20 protein-coding genes are annotated in these 18,828 nt (G+C 69.1%); 12 read left to right on the plus strand and 8 right to left on the minus strand.

Annotation, left to right across the window (positions count from 1 at the left end; genetic code table 11):
- On the plus strand, positions 1–1,827 hold the full coding sequence (gene resB / locus ACZ4S3_RS34190) for a cytochrome c biogenesis protein ResB (RefSeq protein WP_467941613.1): 1,827 nt from the start codon (positions 1–3) through the stop codon (positions 1,825–1,827).
- The gene (gene ccsB / locus ACZ4S3_RS34195; RefSeq protein WP_467941615.1) at positions 1,824–2,912 is read left to right on the plus strand and encodes a c-type cytochrome biogenesis protein CcsB; all 1,089 of its coding nucleotides are present in this window, start codon (positions 1,824–1,826) and stop codon (positions 2,910–2,912) included. The genes resB and ccsB overlap by 4 nt, the downstream gene beginning before the upstream one ends.
- Before the next feature lie 93 nt (positions 2,913–3,005).
- On the opposite strand, the gene ACZ4S3_RS34200 is transcribed toward ccsB, so the two are convergent.
- The 4 genes from ACZ4S3_RS34200 to ACZ4S3_RS34215 all read right to left on the minus strand — a co-directional run bounded on the left by ACZ4S3_RS34200 (position 3,006) and on the right by ACZ4S3_RS34215 (position 6,398).
- Complete coding sequence (locus tag ACZ4S3_RS34200; RefSeq protein WP_467941617.1) at positions 3,006–4,430, minus strand: alkaline phosphatase family protein; 1,425 nt, start codon at positions 4,428–4,430, stop codon at positions 3,006–3,008.
- Between the two features lie 213 nt (positions 4,431–4,643).
- Positions 4,644–5,273: a DUF4291 domain-containing protein gene (locus ACZ4S3_RS34205; RefSeq protein ID WP_467941619.1), complete on the minus strand. Its 630-nt coding sequence runs from the start codon at positions 5,271–5,273 to the stop codon at positions 4,644–4,646.
- Positions 5,274–5,333: 60 nt separating this feature from the next.
- Positions 5,334–5,897, minus strand: a complete 564-nt coding sequence (locus tag ACZ4S3_RS34210) for a nucleoside deaminase (protein ID WP_467941621.1) — start codon at positions 5,895–5,897, stop codon at positions 5,334–5,336.
- Between the two features lie 60 nt (positions 5,898–5,957).
- Positions 5,958–6,398: a PLD nuclease N-terminal domain-containing protein gene (locus tag ACZ4S3_RS34215; RefSeq protein WP_467941623.1), complete on the minus strand. Its 441-nt coding sequence runs from the start codon at positions 6,396–6,398 to the stop codon at positions 5,958–5,960.
- A gap of 88 nt (positions 6,399–6,486) precedes the next feature.
- Between ACZ4S3_RS34215 and ACZ4S3_RS34220 the strand changes: the two genes are divergently transcribed.
- The gene (locus tag ACZ4S3_RS34220; RefSeq protein WP_467941624.1) at positions 6,487–7,944 is read left to right on the plus strand and encodes a menaquinone biosynthesis decarboxylase; all 1,458 of its coding nucleotides are present in this window, start codon (positions 6,487–6,489) and stop codon (positions 7,942–7,944) included.
- Positions 7,941–8,843, plus strand: coding sequence for a menaquinone biosynthesis prenyltransferase MqnP (mqnP, locus tag ACZ4S3_RS34225; protein WP_467941626.1), 903 nt, complete (start codon positions 7,941–7,943; stop codon positions 8,841–8,843). The genes ACZ4S3_RS34220 and mqnP overlap by 4 nt, the downstream gene beginning before the upstream one ends.
- A gap of 58 nt (positions 8,844–8,901) precedes the next feature.
- Here the strand turns inward: mqnP and ACZ4S3_RS34230 are convergent, their stop codons facing one another.
- Together ACZ4S3_RS34230 and ACZ4S3_RS34235 are read right to left on the minus strand one after the other, a co-directional pair.
- A complete protein-coding gene (locus ACZ4S3_RS34230; protein WP_467941628.1) occupies positions 8,902–9,522 on the minus strand; it encodes a DUF4870 domain-containing protein in 621 nt (206 codons plus the stop codon).
- Positions 9,523–9,611: 89 nt separating this feature from the next.
- The gene (locus tag ACZ4S3_RS34235; protein WP_467941630.1) at positions 9,612–10,205 is read right to left on the minus strand and encodes a rhomboid family intramembrane serine protease; all 594 of its coding nucleotides are present in this window, start codon (positions 10,203–10,205) and stop codon (positions 9,612–9,614) included.
- 118 nt (positions 10,206–10,323) lie between these two features.
- Here ACZ4S3_RS34235 and ACZ4S3_RS34240 point away from each other — a divergent pair, with 118 nt between their 5' ends.
- The gene (locus tag ACZ4S3_RS34240) at positions 10,324–11,046 is read left to right on the plus strand and encodes a UbiX family flavin prenyltransferase (protein WP_467941632.1); all 723 of its coding nucleotides are present in this window, start codon (positions 10,324–10,326) and stop codon (positions 11,044–11,046) included.
- A gap of 6 nt (positions 11,047–11,052) precedes the next feature.
- Here ACZ4S3_RS34240 and ACZ4S3_RS34245 read toward each other — a convergent pair whose 3' ends face one another.
- Positions 11,053–11,187, minus strand: a complete 135-nt coding sequence (locus ACZ4S3_RS34245; RefSeq protein WP_467941634.1) for a hypothetical protein — start codon at positions 11,185–11,187, stop codon at positions 11,053–11,055.
- A 146-nt stretch (positions 11,188–11,333) separates the two neighbouring features.
- On the opposite strand from ACZ4S3_RS34245, the gene ACZ4S3_RS34250 reads away from it, so the two are divergent.
- From ACZ4S3_RS34250 to ACZ4S3_RS34280, 7 genes are all read left to right on the plus strand, one after another.
- A complete protein-coding gene (locus ACZ4S3_RS34250) occupies positions 11,334–11,792 on the plus strand; it encodes an Lrp/AsnC family transcriptional regulator (RefSeq protein WP_467941636.1) in 459 nt (152 codons plus the stop codon).
- A gap of 193 nt (positions 11,793–11,985) precedes the next feature.
- Positions 11,986–13,149 (plus strand): aminofutalosine synthase MqnE, encoded by a 1,164-nt coding sequence (gene mqnE / locus ACZ4S3_RS34255; RefSeq protein WP_467941838.1) that lies wholly within the window; start codon positions 11,986–11,988, stop codon positions 13,147–13,149.
- 43 nt (positions 13,150–13,192) lie between these two features.
- The gene (locus tag ACZ4S3_RS34260) at positions 13,193–13,717 is read left to right on the plus strand and encodes a GNAT family N-acetyltransferase (protein WP_467941638.1); all 525 of its coding nucleotides are present in this window, start codon (positions 13,193–13,195) and stop codon (positions 13,715–13,717) included.
- 108 nt (positions 13,718–13,825) lie between these two features.
- Entirely contained in the window at positions 13,826–14,113 is a 288-nt protein-coding gene (locus tag ACZ4S3_RS34265) for a DUF4229 domain-containing protein (RefSeq protein WP_467941640.1), read from the plus strand.
- Between the two features lie 443 nt (positions 14,114–14,556).
- The gene (locus ACZ4S3_RS34270) at positions 14,557–15,891 is read left to right on the plus strand and encodes a dicarboxylate/amino acid:cation symporter (RefSeq protein ID WP_467941642.1); all 1,335 of its coding nucleotides are present in this window, start codon (positions 14,557–14,559) and stop codon (positions 15,889–15,891) included.
- Between the two features lie 259 nt (positions 15,892–16,150).
- Positions 16,151–16,798 carry a hypothetical protein gene (locus ACZ4S3_RS34275; protein WP_467941644.1) on the plus strand — a complete coding sequence of 216 codons (648 nt, stop codon included), beginning with the start codon at positions 16,151–16,153 and terminating at the stop codon, positions 16,796–16,798.
- Positions 16,799–16,805: 7 nt separating this feature from the next.
- A complete protein-coding gene (locus tag ACZ4S3_RS34280) occupies positions 16,806–17,444 on the plus strand; it encodes a hypothetical protein (protein ID WP_467941646.1) in 639 nt (212 codons plus the stop codon).
- Between the two features lie 334 nt (positions 17,445–17,778).
- Here ACZ4S3_RS34280 and ACZ4S3_RS34285 read toward each other — a convergent pair whose 3' ends face one another.
- Complete coding sequence (locus ACZ4S3_RS34285; RefSeq protein WP_467941648.1) at positions 17,779–18,660, minus strand: alpha/beta fold hydrolase; 882 nt, start codon at positions 18,658–18,660, stop codon at positions 17,779–17,781.
- Between the last annotated feature and the right edge of the window lie 168 nt (positions 18,661–18,828).

The following is an 18,828-nucleotide window of genomic DNA, read 5'->3' on the forward strand; positions in this document are numbered from 1 at the left end:
ATGGCCACGAAGACCGGCAGCCCCCGCGAGCCGGGCCCCGCCCCCGACGCGGGCAACGATCTCGGCGCCGCCGGATCCCAGCTCTCCACCGCCCCCAAGGAAGACATCAGCTTCCCCTCGCTCGGCCCCCTGGGCTGGGTGCGCTGGTTCTGGCGGCAGCTGACCTCCATGCGGGTGGCGCTGCTGCTGCTCTTCCTGCTCTCCATCGGCGCGATCCCCGGCTCGCTGATCCCGCAGACCAGCATCGACCCGGTCAAGGTCGAGCAGTTCAAGACCGACCACGACACCCTCGGCGCGATCTACGACAAGCTGGGGATGTTCCACGTCTACAGCTCGGTGTGGTTCTCGGCGATCTATCTGCTGCTGTTCATCTCGCTGATCGGCTGCATCGTGCCGCGCAGCTGGCAGTTCGTCGGACAGCTCCGCGGCCGCCCGCCGGCCGCCCCGCGCCGGCTGACCCGGCTGCCCGCGTACACCACCTGGCGCAGCGAGGCGGAGCCCGAGGCGGTCCTCGAAGCGGCGCAGCGGATGCTGAAGAAGCGCCGCTTCCGGGCGTACCGGGCCGGCACCGCGGTCGCCGCCGAGAAGGGCTATCTGCGCGAGGTCGGCAACCTGCTCTTCCATGTCGCGCTGATCGTGATGCTGGTGGCCTTCGCGGTGGGCAGCCTGTGGAAGTCCGAGGGCGGCAAGCTGGTCACCGAGGGCGACGGCTTCGCCAACAGCCTCGTCCAGTACGACGACTTCAAGTCCGGCCCGTTCTTCGACACCGACACCATGGAACCGTTCGGCTTCACACTGAAGAAGTTCGACGCGACCTACGAACGGACCGGACCGCAGAAGGGCACCCCCCGCGTCTTCCGCGCCAACGTCACCTACTTCACCGGCGCGGACGGCAAGGAGCACAAGACCGCGATCGAGGTGAACACCCCGCTCGAGATCGCCGGCTCCAAGGTCTTCCTGCTCTCGCACGGCTACTCGCCGGTGGTCACCGTCAAGGACGGCCGCGGCAAGGTCGTTTACCACGGTGCGGTGCCCTTCCTCCCGCAGGACCCCAAGAACTTCACCTCGACCGGTGTCGTCAAGGTGCCGGGCGCGCAGACCAAGGACGGCAAGCGCAATCAGCTCGGCTTCAACGGGCTGTTCGTACCGACCTTCGGCGGCAAGAACTCCGGGTCGATGTTCTCGCAGTTCCCCGCGCTGGACTTCCCCGTGCTGGCGGTGAACGCCTGGCACGGCGACCTGGGCGTGGACTCCGGTCTGCCGCAGAACGTCTACCAGCTCGACACCAAGCGGATGAAGCAGTACAAGGACGCAAAGGGCAACATCTTCAAGAAGATGCTGATGCCCAAGGACCGGCTGGAGCGGCAGACCAAGCAGCACGCCGGCATCAAGGGCGGCCTGACGAAGAAGGACGCCGAGGCCGACAGCACCATGCAGCTCCCGGGCGGCCAGGGCTCCATCACCTTCGAGGGCGTCAAGACCTGGGCCAGTTTCAAGATCACCCATCAGCCCGGCAACGGCCTCGCGCTGACCGGCGCGGTCCTCGCCCTGGTGGGCCTGGCCGGGTCGCTGTTCATCCAGCGCCGCCGGGTGTGGGTCCGGGCGGAGCAGGGGGCCGACGGCGTCACGGTCGTCGAGATGGCGGGCCTGGGCCGCAGTGAGTCGGCCCGGCTCCCGGACGAACTCGCCGATCTCGCCGTGGCCCTCGGGCCCCACGCCCCGCCCGCCCCGGATGCGGAGCCCGCGGCCGAGGCCGCCGACGAAGACCCGACGGAGCCCACCGACTCTGCCGATCCTGCTGATCCCTCTGAAGGAGCGCGCGCGTGAATCTCGCTGCCGCAGCCAACGAGACACTGGCTCACAACAGCAATGTGCTGGTCTATTCGGCGATGGCCGTCTATACCCTCGCCTTCCTCGCCCATATGGCCGAGTGGGTGTTCGGCAGCCGCAGCAAGGTCGGCCGTACCGCCGCGGCGCTCACCGCCGAGGCCAAGGCGCCCGCGAGCGTGTCCGTAAAGGTGGCCCAGAAGGGCGGCGGCACCGCCGTACTGGAGCGCCCGAAGATCATCACCAAGGCCGCGACCGGCACCCGCGACGTCCCCGACGGGCCCGGTGCCGCCGGCGGCACCGAGAAGGGCGACCTCTACGGCCGGATCGCCGTCTCGCTGACCGTCCTGGCCTGGGCGCTGCACGTGGGCGGCGTCGTCACCCGCGCCCTGTCCGTGGAGCGTGCCCCCTGGGGCAACATGTACGAGTTCTCCACGACCATCGCGGCCGTCGCGGTCAGCTTCTACCTGCTCCTTCTCGTACTGAAGAAGAACGTCCGCTGGGTCGGCCTGCCCCTGGTCACCACCGTCCTGCTCGACCTCGGGCTCGCCGTCTCGGTGCTCTACACCTCCAGCGACCAGCTGGTGCCCGCGCTGCACTCGTACTGGCTGTGGATCCACGTCAGCTGCGCGATCATCTCCGGCGCGGCGCTCTACCTCGGCGCGGTCGCCACGCTGCTCTTCCTCTTCCGCGACCCCTACGAGGCCAAGCTCGCGGACCCGTCGGGCAAGCAGCCCGGCGCGTTCGCCACCTCCGTGCTGGAGCGGCTGCCCTCGGCGGCCACGCTGGACAAGTTCGCCTACCGCATCAACGCCACCGTCTTCCCGCTGTGGACGTTCACCATCATCGCGGGCGCCATCTGGGCCGAGGCCGCCTGGGGCCGTTACTGGGGCTGGGACCCCAAGGAGGTCTGGGCCTTCATCACCTGGGTCGCCTACGCCTGCTATCTGCACGCCCGTGCCACGGCCGGCTGGAAGGGCCGCAAGGCCGCCGTGGTGGGCCTGATCGGGTTCGCCTGCTACCTGTTCAACTACTTCGGCGTGAACATCTTCGTGACCGGGCTGCACTCGTACGCCGGAGTCTGAGCCACGATCCACCCGCCTCGGTGCCGTACGGAACCGGACTCGCCATGAGCCCGGCCCCGTACGGCACCGTCGTCCGTGCGGGTCCGGGATCCCTCAGCGCCGCCTGCGCCGCCCGTGCTCCTGGCGGGGCGGCCGCTGGCCCGCCCCCGGCAGCGTCGGCTTCGGCAGATGCGCCACCTCCCACTGCGCCTCGGCCAGCTGCTCGGCGGTGTCGTCCGGCAGCCGCGGCGGGCGGTGCGCCGCACGGAAGCCGAACGCGGACGTCAGATCGCCGAAGGCGGCGCGCCGCCAGTCGCTGATGTTGGGCTCGTCGACGCCCGTGAAGCGCTCCAGGAACTGCAGCACCGAGGTGTGGTCGAAGGCCTCGCCCGCGGCCCAGCCGCCGACCGTCCAGGGAGAGACGATCAGACACGGCACGCGGAAGCCGCCGCCGATCGGCAGGCCCTGGACGAATTCGTCCTTCGTCCCGGCGGGCGGCACCGGCGGCGGCACATGGTCGAACAGGCCGTCGTTCTCGTCGTAGTTGAGGATGAAGACGGTCTTGCGCCACACCCGCGGATTCGAGGCGATGGCCTCGATCTTCTTGGCGACGTAGTCGGCGCCGGCGGCCGGCAGATAGTCCGGGTGCTCGGACTGGTAGCTGGTGGGGATCAGCCAGGAGACGGCCGGCAGCCGGTCGGCTCGGGCGTCGTCCTCGAAGGTACCGGCCGGCTGCGGCCGCACCCCGCGCTCGTACAGCGCCTCGCCCGGCTTGGCGTCCTTGAACGTCTGGAACTGCTCCAGCAGATTGCAGCCGTAGTCGTCCTCCTCCTGGTACACCTTCCAGCTGATGCCGGCCGCCTCCAGCCGCTCCGCATACGTCGTCCACCGGTACGGCTTGGGCGCGGTGTTGTTGAGGACCGGGCCGCCCTGCGTGCCGCCGGGGTCGATGGTGCCGCTCATCCAGTAGAGGCGGTTGGGCCAGGTGGGGCCGAAGACCGAGCAGAAGTAGTTGTCGCAGAGGGTGAACGCCTCGGCGAGGGCGAACTGGAAGGGGATGTCCTCGCGGGTGTGATAGCCCATCACATAGGGACCGTTGATCCCGTCGGCCTTGCGGTGCGCGGGCAGCCAGCGGTCCATCTTCCCGCCGTTCCACGCCTCGTGCTGGACGGACCAGGCGTGGCTGGTGGACGGGATGGCCTGCGCGCTGGAGGTGTGGGTGTCGAGGTGGAACGGCAGCAGATAGCCGTCCGGGTTCTCCGCGTCCGGCTGGTGGAAGACGGACCGGCCGTCGGGCAGGGTGAGCGCGTCCGGGTCGGCGAAGCCGCGGACGCCGCGCAGGGTGCCGAAGTAGTGGTCGAACGAGCGGTTCTCCTGCATGAGCAGCACGACGTGCTCGACGTCCTCGAGTGAGCCGTGCCGCGGGGGTCCGGCGGCGATGGCCTTTTGCACGCTGGGCGGCAGCAGCGACAGCGCGGCTCCGCCGCCGATCGCGCCGGCCGCGGAGCCGAGGAGTCTGCGTCGGGTCATGTCAGGCATATGTGCCACTCTCCCTGAGTCGCGTGGGGCCTCGGTGGGCCGACCCGACTGTGGCGGTGGCCGAGTTTCCCGGGCAGGGGGAGGTAACTGAACGCTGCATCAAATGGCCGTGAACGAACGTGAGTTGGCCGGTCGTCGCTACGTCTCATACGCCACACGAAGCAGCGCGCGGCGGACCCTGAGTGGCCAGAACTACGCGTTTATGACGCTGTGTCAGGACACGCGGCTCAGGCCAGGAGTTCCCCCAGGTGCCGGGTAGGGACGCTCCTCGGGGAGCAGCGCGGCCGCCGCCCCGGTCTCCCCGGAGCGCACCAGCGCACGGATCTCGTGGGCCAGCGGCGTCACATCCGTGATGGCCACCGTCCACGCGTCGGCGTACCGCCGCGAGGCCTCACCGGACAGGCCGAGCTGCAGCGACCGGTAGGGCAGCGCCGTCAGATGCAGATCACGCTCCGGGTCCCACTGCACCCGGGCCGGCGAGGCCTTCAACTGCCGCTGCCAGGCCGTCCGGTCGGGGTGCTCGTCGGCGTCGTAGTGCGACAGGCAGGCGTTGCCCAGCGCCCAGTCGAACCCGGCCCGGTCGATCTCGATGGCGAGCACGGTCTCCTGGCTGTCCTTGGTGCCCCAGCCGCAGCGGTACATCATCCACAGGAACGACGGCTTGATCCAGGTCATCCGCTCGCGCTTCCAGGCCGCGGGGAAACGGCCGTCCCGGACGGCGGGGACGCCGAGCCCGGGGGCGTACGCCTGATAGACGGTGACGGTCTTCTCGGTGTGCAGCGCCCGGATACGGCGGGCAGGCTCGGGGACCTGGGGGACGGGGGCGTCGGGGTCGGTGCTCATGGCGGCTCATCCTGGCCTACCGGCCGTCCCGCGGCCACCGAATTGCGCCCGGCGCCCGCCTCACTCGTCGCCGATGTCCTCGCTCCACAGCGCCGGGTGCGTCCCGATGAAGTCCCGCATCATCGTCGCGCACCCGGGGTCGTCCAGCAGCACGATCCGTACGCCGTGCCGGGCGAGCCAGTCGTGTCCGCCATGGAAGGTACGGGCCTCGCCGATCACCACCCGGGAGATCCCGAACTGGCGCACCAGGCCGCTGCAGTACCAGCAGGGGGAGAGGGTGGTGACCATCGTCGTACCGCGGTAGCTGCGCTGCCGGCCGGCAGCGCGGAAGGCCGCGGTCTCGGCGTGCGCCGACGGGTCGTCGTCCTGGACGCGGCGGTTGCGGCCGCGCCCGAGCAGCGTGCCGTCCGGCCCGTAGAGCGCCGCGCCGATCGGGATGCCGCCCTCGGCCAGCCCGGCCCGCGCCTCGGCGACCGCCGTCGCCAGCATCGCGCGGGCCTGCTCCTGGAGGTGAGTGGGGTGGCCGTAGGGGTCGGTATGGCCGTCGACGCTGCCGTGCCGCCGGAACTCGTCGCGGTCGCCCGCCCAGTCCTGCGTACGGCCTTGATCCGGTGCCTGGTCCATGACCGCAACTCTCCTCGCTCGGCCGCGGCCCGGCAACGTGCGAACGGGCGAAGTGCGGACTCAGCCCCTGGCGGGCGGCGGCGCGTCGTCGGGACCGCTCGGGCCGCTCTGGTCGTTCCGGGAGCCGCCTTCCTTGCGGCGCAGCTCCTCCTCGCGGCGCCGCAGATCGGCCTCCCAGTCCTTGAGCAGCGCCTCGTCCTTCTTGTTCTCCTCCTTGAGGGACCGCAGGAACTCGGGGTTGTCGTCCGGTGCGACGAACTTCGTGCTGTGGTTGCGGTGCCACTCCGAGGGCGTGCTGCCGCCGCCCGTCACCGGCTGCCGGTGCTTGCCCGCCACCAGCCAGGCGATCGGGCCCAGCAGCACCTCGCCGAAGAGCAGGATGATGATCACCCACACCACCTTCGGCAGGCCGCGCACCTGCGATTCGGGGGTGTTGAGGCAGTCGATGAAGGCGTAGATCCACAGCGCCAGGACCAAGAGGAACGGCAGATACCTGAGCATTGCGGAAGGGCCCCCTGTACACGATGACGGGCCCACGGCGGGGGCCCGGTGACCCGTACAGGGTAGTGCGTACCGGATACTGGAGCGTATGGCTTACGACGATCTTCGCTCCCTGCTGCGGGCCCTGGAGCGCGAGGGCGACCTCAAGCGCATCAAGGCCGAGGTCGACCCGTATCTGGAAGTCGGCGAGATCGTGGACCGGGTGCAGAAGTCCGGCGGGCCGGCGCTGCTCTTCGAGAACGTCAAGGGTTCGGCGATGCCGCTGGCCATGAACGTCTACGGCACCGATCGCCGGCTGCTCAAGGCGCTCGGCCTGAAGGCGTACGGCGACATCAGCGACAAGATCGGCGGACTGCTCAAGCCGGAGCTGCCGCAGGGCTTCGTCGGGGTGCGCGAGGCGTTCGGCAAGCTCGCCGGGATGACGCACGTCCCGCCGAAGAAGGTGAAGGGCGAGAGCGCGCCGGTCCAGGAGGTCGTGCTCCAGGGCGACGAGGTCGATCTCGACCGGCTCCCGGCCCTGTTCACCTGGCCCGAGGACGGCGGTTCCTTCTTCAACCTGGGCCTGACGCACACCAAGCACCCCGAGACGGGCGTGCGCAATCTGGGCCTGTACCGCCTCCAGCGCCACGACAAGCGCACCATCGGCATGCACTGGCAGATCCACAAGGACAGCCGCAACCACTACCAGGTCGCCGCCAAGCGCGGTGAGCGGCTGCCGGTCGCCATCGCCTTCGGCTGCCCGCCGGCGGTGACCTACGCCTCGACCGCGCCGTTGCCCGGCGATATCGACGAGTACCTCTTCGCGGGCTTTGTGCAGGGCAAGCGGATCGAGATGGTCGACTGCAAGACCGTCCCGCTGCAGGTCCCGGCGAACGCCGAGGTGGTGCTGGAGGGCTGGCTGGAGCCCGGGGAGATGCTGCCCGAGGGCCCGTTCGGCGACCACACCGGCTTCTACACGCCGCAGGAGCCGTTCCCCGCGCTGAAGATCGACTGTGTGACGATGCGCAAGCGCCCGCTGCTCCAGTCGATCGTGGTGGGCCGCCCGCCGACGGAGGACGGTCCGCTGGGCCGCGCCACGGAGCGTTTCTTCCTGCCGCTCCTGAAGATCATCGTCCCGGACATCGTGGACTACCACCTCCCCGAGTCCGGCGGCTTCCACAACTGCGCGATCGTCTCGATCGACAAGAAGTACCCCAAGCACGCGCAGAAGGTCATGCACGCCATCTGGGGCGCGCACATGATGTCGCTGACCAAGCTGATCGTGGTCGTGGACGCCGACTGTGACGTCCACAACCTCCACGAGGTCTCCTGGCGCGCGCTCGGCAATACGGACTACGCCCGCGACCTGACCGTCGTCGAGGGCCCCGTCGACCATCTCGACCACGCCTCCTACCAGCAGTTCTGGGGAGGCAAGGCGGGCATCGACGCGACGAAGAAGTGGCCCGAGGAGGGCTATACGCGCGACGGGGGCTGGCCGAACATGGTCGAGTCCGACCCTCGGACGGCCGCGTTGGTCGACCGCCGCTGGAAGGAGTACGGCCTGTGACCAGCGCCGCCGCAGCAGTCCCGCAGCCGGGCCGGACCAAGGCGTTCCTCCGCCTGGTGATGATCGAGCACTCGGTCTTCGCGCTGCCCTTCGCCTATATCGCCTCGCTCACCGCGATGTTCCAGTGGGACAAGAACGTCCACTGGGGCCGGCTGCTGCTGGTCACCATCGCCATGGTCGGGCTGCGGACGTTCGCGATGGCCTGCAACCGCATCATCGACCGCGAGATCGACGCCCGCAATCCGCGCACGGCGAGCCGTGAACTGGTCACCGGCGCGGTCACCGTGAAGTCGGCATGGACCGGCGCGCTGGTCGCCGTGGTGCTCTTCCTGGGCGCCGCGGCGCTGCTCAACCCGCTGTGTCTGGCCCTTGCGCCCATCGCGGTGGTGCCGATGGTGGTCTATCCGTACGGCAAGCGCTTCACGAACTTCCCGCACGCGATCCTGGGCCTGGCCCAGGCCATGGGGCCGGTCGGCGCCTGGATCGCGATCAGCGGCACCTGGTCGTGGGACGCGGTCATCCTCGGTCTCGCGGTCGGCGTCTGGATCGGCGGCTTCGACCTGATCTTCGGCTGCCAGGACGTCCAGGCCGACCGGGCGCACGGCGTGAAGTCGGTGCCGGCCCGCTTCGGCATCCCGGCGGCGCTGCACGGCGCCCGCGCCAGTCATGTCGTCACCACGGCACTGCTGGTCTGGTACGCGCTGGCCACCGGCGCCGGCATCTTCTTCTGGACCGGCCTGGTGATCGTGGCCGCGGCCTTCCTCTACGAGCACACGATCGTCCGCCCGCACGACCTGTCCCGGCTCAACCGCGCCTTCTTCACGGTCAACGGCTTCATCGGCATCGCGCTGTTCGTGTGCGCGCTGCTGGATCTGCTGGTGCGGGGTCTGACGGTGTGACGGGCCGACGGACGCGGGGGACGACCCGGCGGCCGTAGGGGGCCGGCGGCCGTCGGGGTCAGACCTTGGCCATCGGCCAGGCGATCAGCCGCGGGTAGGACCACAGTTCGCCGCTGTTCGCCTTCACCGTGCCGATGATGGCGCAGACCATCCCGGATATGGCGTACGCGGCCATGATGCCCATCACGGTCAGCAGCGGGACCGCCAGACCGTTGTCCTTCTGCTGCTCGTTGGCGAGAACCTCGAAGGCCAACCCGCTGGCGAAGTACAGGACCAGCCCGATGAGGGCCACGATGGCCTGGGTGAAGCCGAAATTCATGGCCTGGGTGGCGTGGTGGCGGACGTAGGGGTTGTGCTGGTTACGGGCGCTGTTGCGGATGGAGAGCGGGACGACCCAGCCGAGGAATCCGCCGAGGCCGCAGCACATCCCCGAGCCGACGACGACGGTCAGCAGCGCGCCGAGGTGCGTCCACATCGCGGGACCCTTGGAGGGCACGGGCGGCTGGGGGCCATAGCCGGGAGCGGGCTGCTGGTAGGCGGGGCCCGCCGGATAGCCGGGGCCCGCCGGGTAGCCGTAGCCGCTCGCCGAGGGGTCGCTGCCCCAGCCCGGCTGGGGGCCGTACGGCTGCTGCGGTCCGCCGGCGTGTGGCCCGTATCCGGGCTGGTGGTAGTCCGACATGCTCTGCTCACCCCGTTTGTGCTGTTGTTGCCGCCTGCCGTCGTGGCGTCAACTGCCCCTGGCGGCCCGCGGATCCCGTTCTTCCGAGACTACGGGACGGGTCGGACAGCGGACCCGGCGGTGGCGGGACGGGTGCGCTCCCTCAGGACGAAGGCCGCCACCACGCCGCCTATCAGCCCGAACAGATGCCCCTGCCAGCTGATCTGGCTGTCGGTCGGCAGCGCGCCCCAGATGATCGAGCCGTACACCACGCCGACCAGCACGCCGATGCCGATGTCGAGGAGCTTGCGCTCGATGAAGCCGCGCACCAGGAGATAGCCGAAGAGGCCGAAGACGACGCCGGAGGCGCCCGCGGTGTTGCTGCCCGGGGCGGCGGTCAGCCAGACGCCGACGCCGCTGGTGAGGATGACCAGCAGGACCACGGCGAGAAAGCGGCGTATCCCCGTGCGCAGCGCGGCGACGAAGCCGAGGACCAGCAGCGGCACGGTGTTGGCCGCCAGGTGGCCGAAGCCGAAGTGCAGGAAGGCGGCGGGCACCACATCGACCAGCTCGGCGGGATCGCGCGGCTGGATGCCGAAGGTGTCCAGGGCGTTCCCGGTGACGAAGTCGAGGCCTTCGAGCGCCCAGAGCAGGGCGACCCAGCCCAGCATCAGGAAGATCGCGGGCTTCGCGCGTGCTGTCATCGTCCGGCCGTCCCTTCTCATCCCCCGGCGGGGCGGCCCTCGGCGGGGCCGCGTGAGGGGCGCACAGGTAAGAACGGTCGTGACGGGGTCGGTGGTTCCGCCGGATAGGCTCGATGTTGTGGAGCCGCCGCACAACGACATCAGCAAGCAGGACCCCGGCCGCCGCCGTCCGTGGGTCGTGGGGATCTCCGGCGCGTCCGGAACGCCGTATGCCGCGTCCGTGCTGCGTGGGCTGCTCGCCGCGGGGGAGGCGGTGGATCTCGTCGTCAGCCGGGCGTCGCGGCTGACGCTGCTGGACGAGACCGGCATCGCCTTCCGGGATGCGCATTGGCGCACCGACCTGCGGGAATGGCTGGCGCTCGGGGCCGACGGCAAGCCGGAGACGTTTCCGGTGACCGAGGAGAGACTGGCAGATGTGCGGTACTGGCCGGCCGGTGATCTGGCGGCCGGCCCGTCGTCCGGTTCGTATCCCGTCAAGGGGATGCTGATCGTCCCGGCAAGCACGGCGTGTGTGGCCGGGGTGGCGCTCGGGCTCTCGAAGGATCTGCTGCAGCGGGTGGCGAGCGTGACGCTCAAGGAGCGCCGCCGCCTGGTGGTCACGGTGCGGGAGACTCCGCTGAACGGACCGACGCTGAAGCATCTGGTGGCGCTGGACGAGGCGGGCGCCGTGGTGCTGCCCGCCTCTCCGGCGTTCTATGCGGGGGCGACGCACATCCAGGACCTGGTGGACTTCGTCGCGGGCCGGGTGCTCGATGCGGCTGAGGTGCCGCACGGTCTGTACCGGCGTTGGGAGGGGGAGCTACGGGGTGGCTCCAAGGAGGAGGCCCCGGATCCGTCCTAGCTGTGTCTAGCGCTTCTTGGCTGCGGCGGCGCGGCCGAAGAGGCGCCGGGTCCGCGGGGCCGCTTCCTTGTGGGCACGTGAACGATTGGCCTGATCCTGCAGCTCGCGCATGCGGACGTAGGCCATCTCGATCGAGTACACGGTGACAACTCCTGTGAAGATCGTCGCTGATCAGTTCGTGGCTGATCATCGGAGGATGCAAAAGATTCGCAGGGCTTGTGGCCCTGTATGCCTTAGATTCTACATGTAGAACTCGAAAATGCGTAAAGATTGGAAGGCTTGAGGGCATGGACGCGGTGGATAGGCAGCTCATCCAGGCACTTCGCGAGAACGGCAGGGCCTCGTACGCGGAGCTCGGCCGGCTCGTGGGCCTCTCCGGGCCCAGCGTCACGGACCGGATCAACCGGCTCGAAGCGGCCGGCGTGATCACCGGCTACCGCGCCACGGTCGACGCCGCCTCCCTCGGGCTCGGCGTCACCGCGCTGGTCGGCATCTCCCTCTCGGACGCCGCCGACCACGAGGACGTGGCGCGTCGGCTCAAGGACCTCGCCGAAATCGAGGACTGCTGGTTCATCGCCGGCGACGACTCGTACATGCTCAAGGTGCGGGTGGGCGATGTGGACGGCCTGGAGCGCACCATCCGGCGGCTGTCCGGCACCAGGGGCGTCTCCCGTACCCGCACCACGATCGTGCTCTCCACCAAGTGGGAGAACCGGGTCGGCGAGCTGCCCGAAGAGGGCGAGTAAGGGCGAGGCCCGGTACGGCGGACGGGGCGGGCGGGGCTGCGTCAGGGCGACTCCGTCCGCCCGGCGCATGGGGGCTCCGTCCGCCCGGAAAGCGGGGGAGTAGGCTCGGCGAAGCCGTTTTTTCGGTACCGAAAGAGCACCGAAGCGGCACGGATACGGCAGAGATACTGGGAGGCGACGGATGGCTGCATCTATGGATGCGGGCCTCAAGCGCGAGCTGGAGGCGAAGGTCCACGCCGGAGAGCGGCTGACCCGCGAGGACGGTATCGCCCTCTACGAGTCCGACGACCTGGCATGGCTGGGCGGCCTCGCCCACGAGGTGCGCACACGCAAGAACGGCGACGTCGTCCACTTCAACGTCAACCGCCACCTCAACATGACCAACGTGTGCACCGCGTCGTGCGCCTACTGCTCCTTCCAGCGCAAGCCGGGCGAGAAGGACGCGTACACGATGCGCATCGAGGAGGCCGTCCGCCTCGCCAAGGCGATGGAGGGCGAGAACCTCACCGAGCTGCACATCGTCAACGGCCTGCACCCGACCCTCCCCTGGCGCTACTACCCGCGCTCCCTCAAGGCCCTCAAGGAAGCCCTCCCGCAGGTCTCCCTGAAGGCCTTCACCGCCACCGAGATCCACCACTTCGAGACCATCTCCGGCCTGACCGCCTCCGAGATCCTCGACGAGCTGATCGAGGCCGGCCTGGAGTCGCTGACCGGCGGCGGCGCCGAGATCTTCGACTGGGAGGTCCGGCAGCACATCGTCGACCACCGCACCCACTGGGAAGACTGGTCGCGTATCCACCGCCTCGCCCACGAAAAGGGCCTCAAGACCCCCTCGACCATGCTCTACGGGCACATCGAGGAGCCCCGCCACCGCGTCGACCACGTCCTGCGCCTGCGTGAACTCCAGGACGAGACCGGCGGCTTCCAGGTCTTCATCCCGCTCCGCTACCAGCACGACTTCGTCGACATGCAGGACGGCAAGGTCCGCAACAAGCTCCAGGCCCGTACGACGATGGCCAGCGGCGCCGAGGCCCTCAAGACCTTCGCGGTCTCCCGCCTCCTCTTCGACAACGTCCCGCACGTCAAGTGCTTCTGGGTGATGCACGGACTGCAGACCACCCAGCTCGCCCTTCAGCACGGCGCGGACGACATGGACGGCTCGGTCGTCGAGTACAAGATCACGCACGACGCGGACAACTACGGCACGCCGAACAAGCTCACCCGCGACGACCTGCTCGACCTGATCCGCGACGCGGGCTTCCGCCCCGTCGAGCGCAACACCCGCTACGAGGCCATCCGCGAGTACCCGGGCCCGGACCCGGACCGCCGTGAGGCCCCCCAGCCGATGCGTATCTGACCTGGTCAGACGATTGTCAGTGGCGGACGTTAGGGTCCAGGTCATGAGCGTGCGCTTCGACCTGGACCCTTCTGTCACCCCCGAACTCCGGGACGGGATCTGCGCGTTGTGGACGGACGTCTCCAACGCCGACGGTGCCGTCGGTTTTGTGCCGCCGGTGACCGTCGACGACGTCCGGCCCGACCTCCTCATGCACCTGACGGCCATGGCCGAGGGCCGCGGGCGCCTGGTCGTCGGCCGCGACGCGGACGACCGCGTACTGGCCACGGCCTTCCTCACCCTCAACACCCACCGCCTGATGAAGCACTGGCTCTGGGTCTACACCGTCATGGTCCACCCCACCCTCCAGGGCCAGGGCGCCGGCCGCGCGCTGATGTCCGCGGTAGCCGACGCCGCCCGCACCACCGACGGCATCCACGGCATACGCCTCACCTGCCGCGGCGGCACCGGCATCTCCCGCTTCTACGGCTCGTGCGGCTACAAAGAGGTCGGCCGGGTCCCGGGCGCGATCAAGGTGGCGGAGGGGGACTTCCGCGATGACGTCACCATGTGGCTCGAGCTGGGGTGAGCGGGACGGCGGCCACGGGCGGCTGTGGGGGTGCGGAAGATCGCCTCGGCCGCTGTGCTTCACTGGCAGGAGACCCTTTCGGTTGCCGTTGAGAAGAAGGTCCCGTCCGTGAGTAGCCCCAAGTTCGCCACGCTCCGCTACACCGCGCTTCGCATCGGCCTTTTCATCGCCTCGTTCGCCGCGGTGTGGGCGCTGGCCTACTTCCGGATCATTCCGCTCGGTGTCGGCAGCTCCAATTTCGTCTGGCTGCTGCTGCTCGCCATCGTGATCTCCGCGCCCCTCAGCTTTGTGCTGCTGCGCCGGCAGCGGGATGCGATGTCCGAGCAGATCGTGGCCAAGGTCGACCGCCAGCGCGACCGCCTCGCGGCCAACCGCAGCCAGGAAGACGGCATCTGAGCGGGGCCGGCGGGCGGCAGAGGGCGTGAGAGCGGCGTCCGGCCGGGGCGTGCGGCGGGTGTAAGACGCCTCACACCACACCTTGCGCGGCAGGCGCCCGGCAGTTGGGAACTCCCCAACTGCCGGGCGCCTGCCGCGTTTACCCCCTTTCCGCCGCTTGCCCGTCCCACCCGCGGCGGCCTCCCCAACCCAAAGATTTTCTTTGGGTTCCTCAAAGTTCAAGTGTTAACGTGCTTGGCATGAAGACAGCAGCCGCGCCCCCGTCCCCCATGAGCGTTCCGCTCGTGGCGCGCCTGCACGTCGATCTTTGCCGCTGCATGTCCGCGGCCTGTTGCCGCCGCTGACCACCTCATCCAGCGGCCGGAGATCCCTTCGTACGGACCTCCTGGCGCTTCTTCCCGCCGTTCCCCCGTGCCTTGTCTGTCCTCACCGGAGTGTGTCCGTTGTCCTCGTCCACGTCTGCCCAGACGCCCACGTCATCCCGAATACCCAAGATCCCCTTCTGGGTCCAGATCCTGGCCGGCCTCGCCCTCGGCGTGCTGCTCGGCTGGGTCGCCAAGAGCGGTGACGTCGGCTGGCTCACGTCCACGCTGCAGCACATCGGCGACCTCTTCGTGCAGCTGCTGAAGCTGGCCGTCGCCCCGCTGGTCTTCTTCGCGATCCTGGTGTCGATCACCAACCTGCGACAGGTCAACAACGCCGCCCGGCTCGCCACCCGCACCCTGCTGTGGTTCATGGCCACCTCGCTGATCGCCGTCGCGATCGGCCTGGCCATCGGCCTGCTCACCAACCCCGGCGCGGGCACCGGCCTGACCCCCAAGGACGGCAAGCTCCCCGACCACGCCGGCTCCTGGATCGACTTCCTGACCGGCATCGTCCCCACCGACATCATCACGCCGTTCACCGAGCTGAACGTCCTGCAGATCGTCTTCATGGCGGCCGTCGCCGGTATCGCGGCCCTCCAGCTCGGCGAGAAGGCCGAGCCGGTTCTCAAGATCAGCCGCTCGGTCCTCGAACTGCTCCAGAAGGCCCTGTGGTGGGTCATCCGCCTCGCCCCGATCGGCACCGTCGGCCTCATCGGCAACGCCATCGCGACGTACGGCTGGAACCTGATCGGCAAGTACGCGACCTTCACCGTCGACATCTACATCGGCTGCGCCCTGGTCCTCTTCGGCGTCTACCCGCTGCTGCTGTGGACCGTCGCGAAGGTCAACCCGCTGCAGTTCTTCCGCGGCGCCTGGCCCGCCATCCAGCTGGCCTTCGTCTCCCGCTCCTCGGTCGGCACCATGCCGGTCACCCAGAAGGTCACCGAGCGCCTGGGCGTGCCGCGCGAGTACGCCTCCTTCGCGGTGCCGTTCGGTTCGACGACCAAGATGGACGGCTGCGCCTCGATCTACCCGGCGATCGCCGCGATCTTCATCGCCCAGATCTTCGACGTCCACCTGAGCATCGGCGACTACATCCTGATCGCCTTCGTCTCCGTCATCGGCTCCGCCGCCACCGCCGGCCTCACCGGCGCGACGGTCATGCTGACCCTGACCCTCTCCACCCTGGGCCTGCCCCTGGAAGGCGTCGGTCTGCTGATGGCCATCGACCCGATCCTGGACATGATGCGTACGGCCACCAACGTCGCCGGCCAGTCGGTCATCCCGATCCTGGTCTCCGCCAAGGAAAAGATCCTGGACCGCGAGGCGTACAACGGCGTCAAGAGCATCAGCCTCGACTCGGCCGCCGCTGATGGTGTGGACGAGAAGATCCCGGCATCGGCTGCTGCCTAGCCTGAGTTCGTCCTGCAGATGCGCCCCGGCCTCTTCTCCAAGGCCGGGGCGCATACCTGCGTTTCTTGGGGCGGCAGCGTCGCGTCGGTCCGTCGATGACTGCGAGCATGACTCCACGGACAAGACCTAAAGCCGCCCCGGAGTCGTGCATGCACGCGTCCGGGCTCTTCCCGGCGCCACAGGCGCCTCCTGCCTCGCAGGCCGCACCGTCGAGGCCGACGGCGGCTTCTTCTGATCCCGCGCCGGGTCCGGCGCACCGGTGGCGTATATCCAGTTGGACCTCGATCCACCGGTCGAGCAGATCGAGGCGTTGGTCGAGCAGGTACGCAGCCTGCCCGATGACATGCGCGCGCAGGCCGAGTCGGTGGTGCAGTTCTATGCCGGCCTCGTCACGTCGCTGAACGCGCAGAACGCGCGAGCCTGCCTGCACGGCATGCACCTCGACGAGGATGGCGAACCCGTCACCTCCGTCATCACGTTCTCGACCGTCCCGTCGCACGGGGGCGGCGCCAAGCTGGTCGTCGCCGGCATGATGGGGTCGGCTGACGACGTGCCGGACGGGGGCGGGCGCCCGTTGGAGCTGCCGGCCGGCCTTGCCTTCTTCTCCGAGGAAGAGCGGCGCACGATCGCCCCGGGCCGCCCGCCCGAGGACGGCGACGGTCCTCTCATGGGCAACGTCTGGCAGGGCGCGATCGCGGTGACAGGCTCCGGCGGGCCCGACATCGTGGTGATTCAACTGGTTACATCCGCCGTGGAAATGGCCGACGACTACCGGAATATCCTGATCGGCGTCGCACACACGCTGAGCTTCACCGATCCGGCGCGCTCCGCGGACGAGGCCGGTACAGGGGACATGGAGCCGAAGCCGGATTCCGTGGTTGCGGCGGTAAGGGACGTTTTCGGATGAAGGTTTCATGAACCCGATGAATGAGCCGGTGGCACCTGATATCGAGCAGGTCCTGAAGCACAACGCCAAACTGCTGAGGCGGCATGCCGCTGGACGCGTCGCCATTGGAGTCCCCCTGTTCGCGGTGCCGTTCGTGTCGAAGGCGCTGGGTGGGCCGAATTCCTTCTTTCTGATGGTGCTCATGGTGGCCGGGCTGTATGTGCTCTTCTTCCTGGTGGTGCGGCTCGCCAATGGGCTGCGCTTGGGCGTATGCAAGAAGGTTCTGCGCACCTACCCGCTCGAATACCGAACGCGAGTGGACCGGAAGCACGGCGGGAATCGGCTGCTCCTCGGCACGGTGCACATTGTCAAGCTCTCCGAACGCGGCCGCCACGGTGCTCCCCACATGCGGGCAGTCAACGCCTCGGCGGTGCGCCGCTGGCCCGAGGGCGCGGAGGACGGCGGCGCCTGGTTCGCCGGCGACCCTCTCTTCGGCGGCGTCATGATCGTCCCTGACAGTCTCGACATGCTGTTCATGCAGCCCGCAAAATGGAAGAAGCTGGACCAGGAGCGCGCCCAGGCCGATCCCGCACGGATCGCGCGGGCGCAACAGGCGGGCATCGCCAAGCTGATCGAGCGTGAGCCGAAGGTGTCGTACGGGGCGTAACGCAAACCTCTGGTTGCCGAGGATGCGGGCGCCGAACATGCGGTCGTCGATGACCGGGGACAGGCACAGCGTCGAGGTCAGGTAGCGGTGCGCGAGACCGTGGTTCCCGGAGTCGTACGCGGTCCAAGCGAGCTACGGCGAGATTCTGGAGGCGGCGCTGAACAGTGCTGTGCCGACGTGTTCGCTGCAGTTGGCGCTGAGCAGAGGCAGGGCCTCGTGGCGGAAGTAGTGGCGTAGGGCCTCGTGGCCGTGGCCGCCGCCGAATTTGATTCCCTTGCCTTACGGCCCGCTTCGCCGCGCCGATGTGGTCGCTGAAGTCCGGCGGGTTTCGGGTTCACCCGGCCTGGCCTCGTGTATGGGCCAGGATCGCGGTGGCGAGCGGGGCGTGGACGGCGGGTGGGAGGGCGTGGCCCATTCCCGGGATCTCGACGAGCCGGGCGTTGCCGACGACCTGGGCGAGGTGCTGCGGGTGCGGGGGCGGGAAGATCGGTTCGGCGAGGGCGGCGATGACGAGGGTGGGCACCTGGTTCTTGGCCAGTTCGTCGGTGCGGAGCATGCCCTCGGTCGCGGCGCGGCCGTGCGCGGCGCTGACGCGGTAGTGGCCGGTGTGCTCGATGATGCGGTGCTCGAAGGCGCGGAAGTAGTCGGTGTCGAAGGGGAGTTGATCACCGGCGAGTACGCGCCCATGCGCGATGCGGCGATCCACCTCGGCCTCCAAGCCATGGTCCTCGATGGGGCGGGCCCACATCTCCAGGAGCTCGGGTGCGATGCCGGGCAGTTCCTCGACCGGGACTGTGGTGCCGTCGGGGCGGGTGTAGGGGGTGGTGCTGAGGGCGTTGGTGCTCATGAGAGTGGCGCTGATCAATCGGTCGGGGTGGTCGGCGAGCGTCATCTGGGCCAGCATGCCGCCGAGAGACATACCGACGAGGTGCGCCCGCTCGATGCCGAGCCCGTCCAGGACGGCAACCACGTCCGCAGCGAGATCGGCGATGCGGTACGGCTGCTCCTCGAACGGCCAGCTGGAGCGGCCGGTATCGCGGTGGTCGTAGCGGATGACCCGATGGTGTGCGGCGAGCGCGTCCACCAGCGGCTCCGGCCAGCCGACGCCGGACGCCTGAGCGCCCATGACCAGCAGCAACGGGGGCGCATCGGCGGGCCCGCGCTGCTCGGTCCACAGGCGGATGCCGGGGGCGGAGGTGTCGATGAACTGCTGCACGGGCGGTCCTGTTCCTGGAGAGGGGGAGGGGTGGCGGGGAAGGGGGAGGGATGGCGGGTGGCGGAAGGGGTGCGCGAGGGAATGTGTGTGGAACGAGACGTATCGTCTCGTGAGCCGCGGAGCCGTGTCAAGGAATGGAATGAGGTAGAGGGCGAAGATCGTAAACTT

The sequence above is a fragment of the Streptomyces sp. NPDC028368 genome (genome assembly GCF_055565615.1).

Excerpts from the sequence above, each read along its gene's own strand:
- ACZ4S3_RS34230 (WP_467941628.1), bottom strand. The coding sequence starts at position 9,522 with ATGTCGGACTACCACCAGCCCGGATACGGGCCACACGCCGGCGGACCG.
- resB (WP_467941613.1), top strand. The coding sequence starts at position 1 with ATGGCCACGAAGACCGGCAGCCCCCGCGAGCCGGGCCCCGCCCCCGAC.
- ACZ4S3_RS34220 (WP_467941624.1), top strand. The coding sequence starts at position 6,487 with ATGGCTTACGACGATCTTCGCTCCCTGCTGCGGGCCCTGGAGCGCGAG.
- mqnE (WP_467941838.1), top strand. The coding sequence starts at position 11,986 with ATGGATGCGGGCCTCAAGCGCGAGCTGGAGGCGAAGGTCCACGCCGGA.
- ACZ4S3_RS34200 (WP_467941617.1), bottom strand. The coding sequence starts at position 4,430 with ATGCCTGACATGACCCGACGCAGACTCCTCGGCTCCGCGGCCGGCGCG.
- ACZ4S3_RS34235 (WP_467941630.1), bottom strand. The coding sequence starts at position 10,205 with ATGACAGCACGCGCGAAGCCCGCGATCTTCCTGATGCTGGGCTGGGTC.
- ACZ4S3_RS34215 (WP_467941623.1), bottom strand. The coding sequence starts at position 6,398 with ATGCTCAGGTATCTGCCGTTCCTCTTGGTCCTGGCGCTGTGGATCTAC.
- ACZ4S3_RS34210 (WP_467941621.1), bottom strand. The coding sequence starts at position 5,897 with ATGGACCAGGCACCGGATCAAGGCCGTACGCAGGACTGGGCGGGCGAC.
- ACZ4S3_RS34280 (WP_467941646.1), top strand. The coding sequence starts at position 16,806 with ATGAACCCGATGAATGAGCCGGTGGCACCTGATATCGAGCAGGTCCTG.
- ACZ4S3_RS34260 (WP_467941638.1), top strand. The coding sequence starts at position 13,193 with ATGAGCGTGCGCTTCGACCTGGACCCTTCTGTCACCCCCGAACTCCGG.
- ACZ4S3_RS34250 (WP_467941636.1), top strand. The coding sequence starts at position 11,334 with ATGGACGCGGTGGATAGGCAGCTCATCCAGGCACTTCGCGAGAACGGC.
- ACZ4S3_RS34205 (WP_467941619.1), bottom strand. The coding sequence starts at position 5,273 with ATGAGCACCGACCCCGACGCCCCCGTCCCCCAGGTCCCCGAGCCTGCC.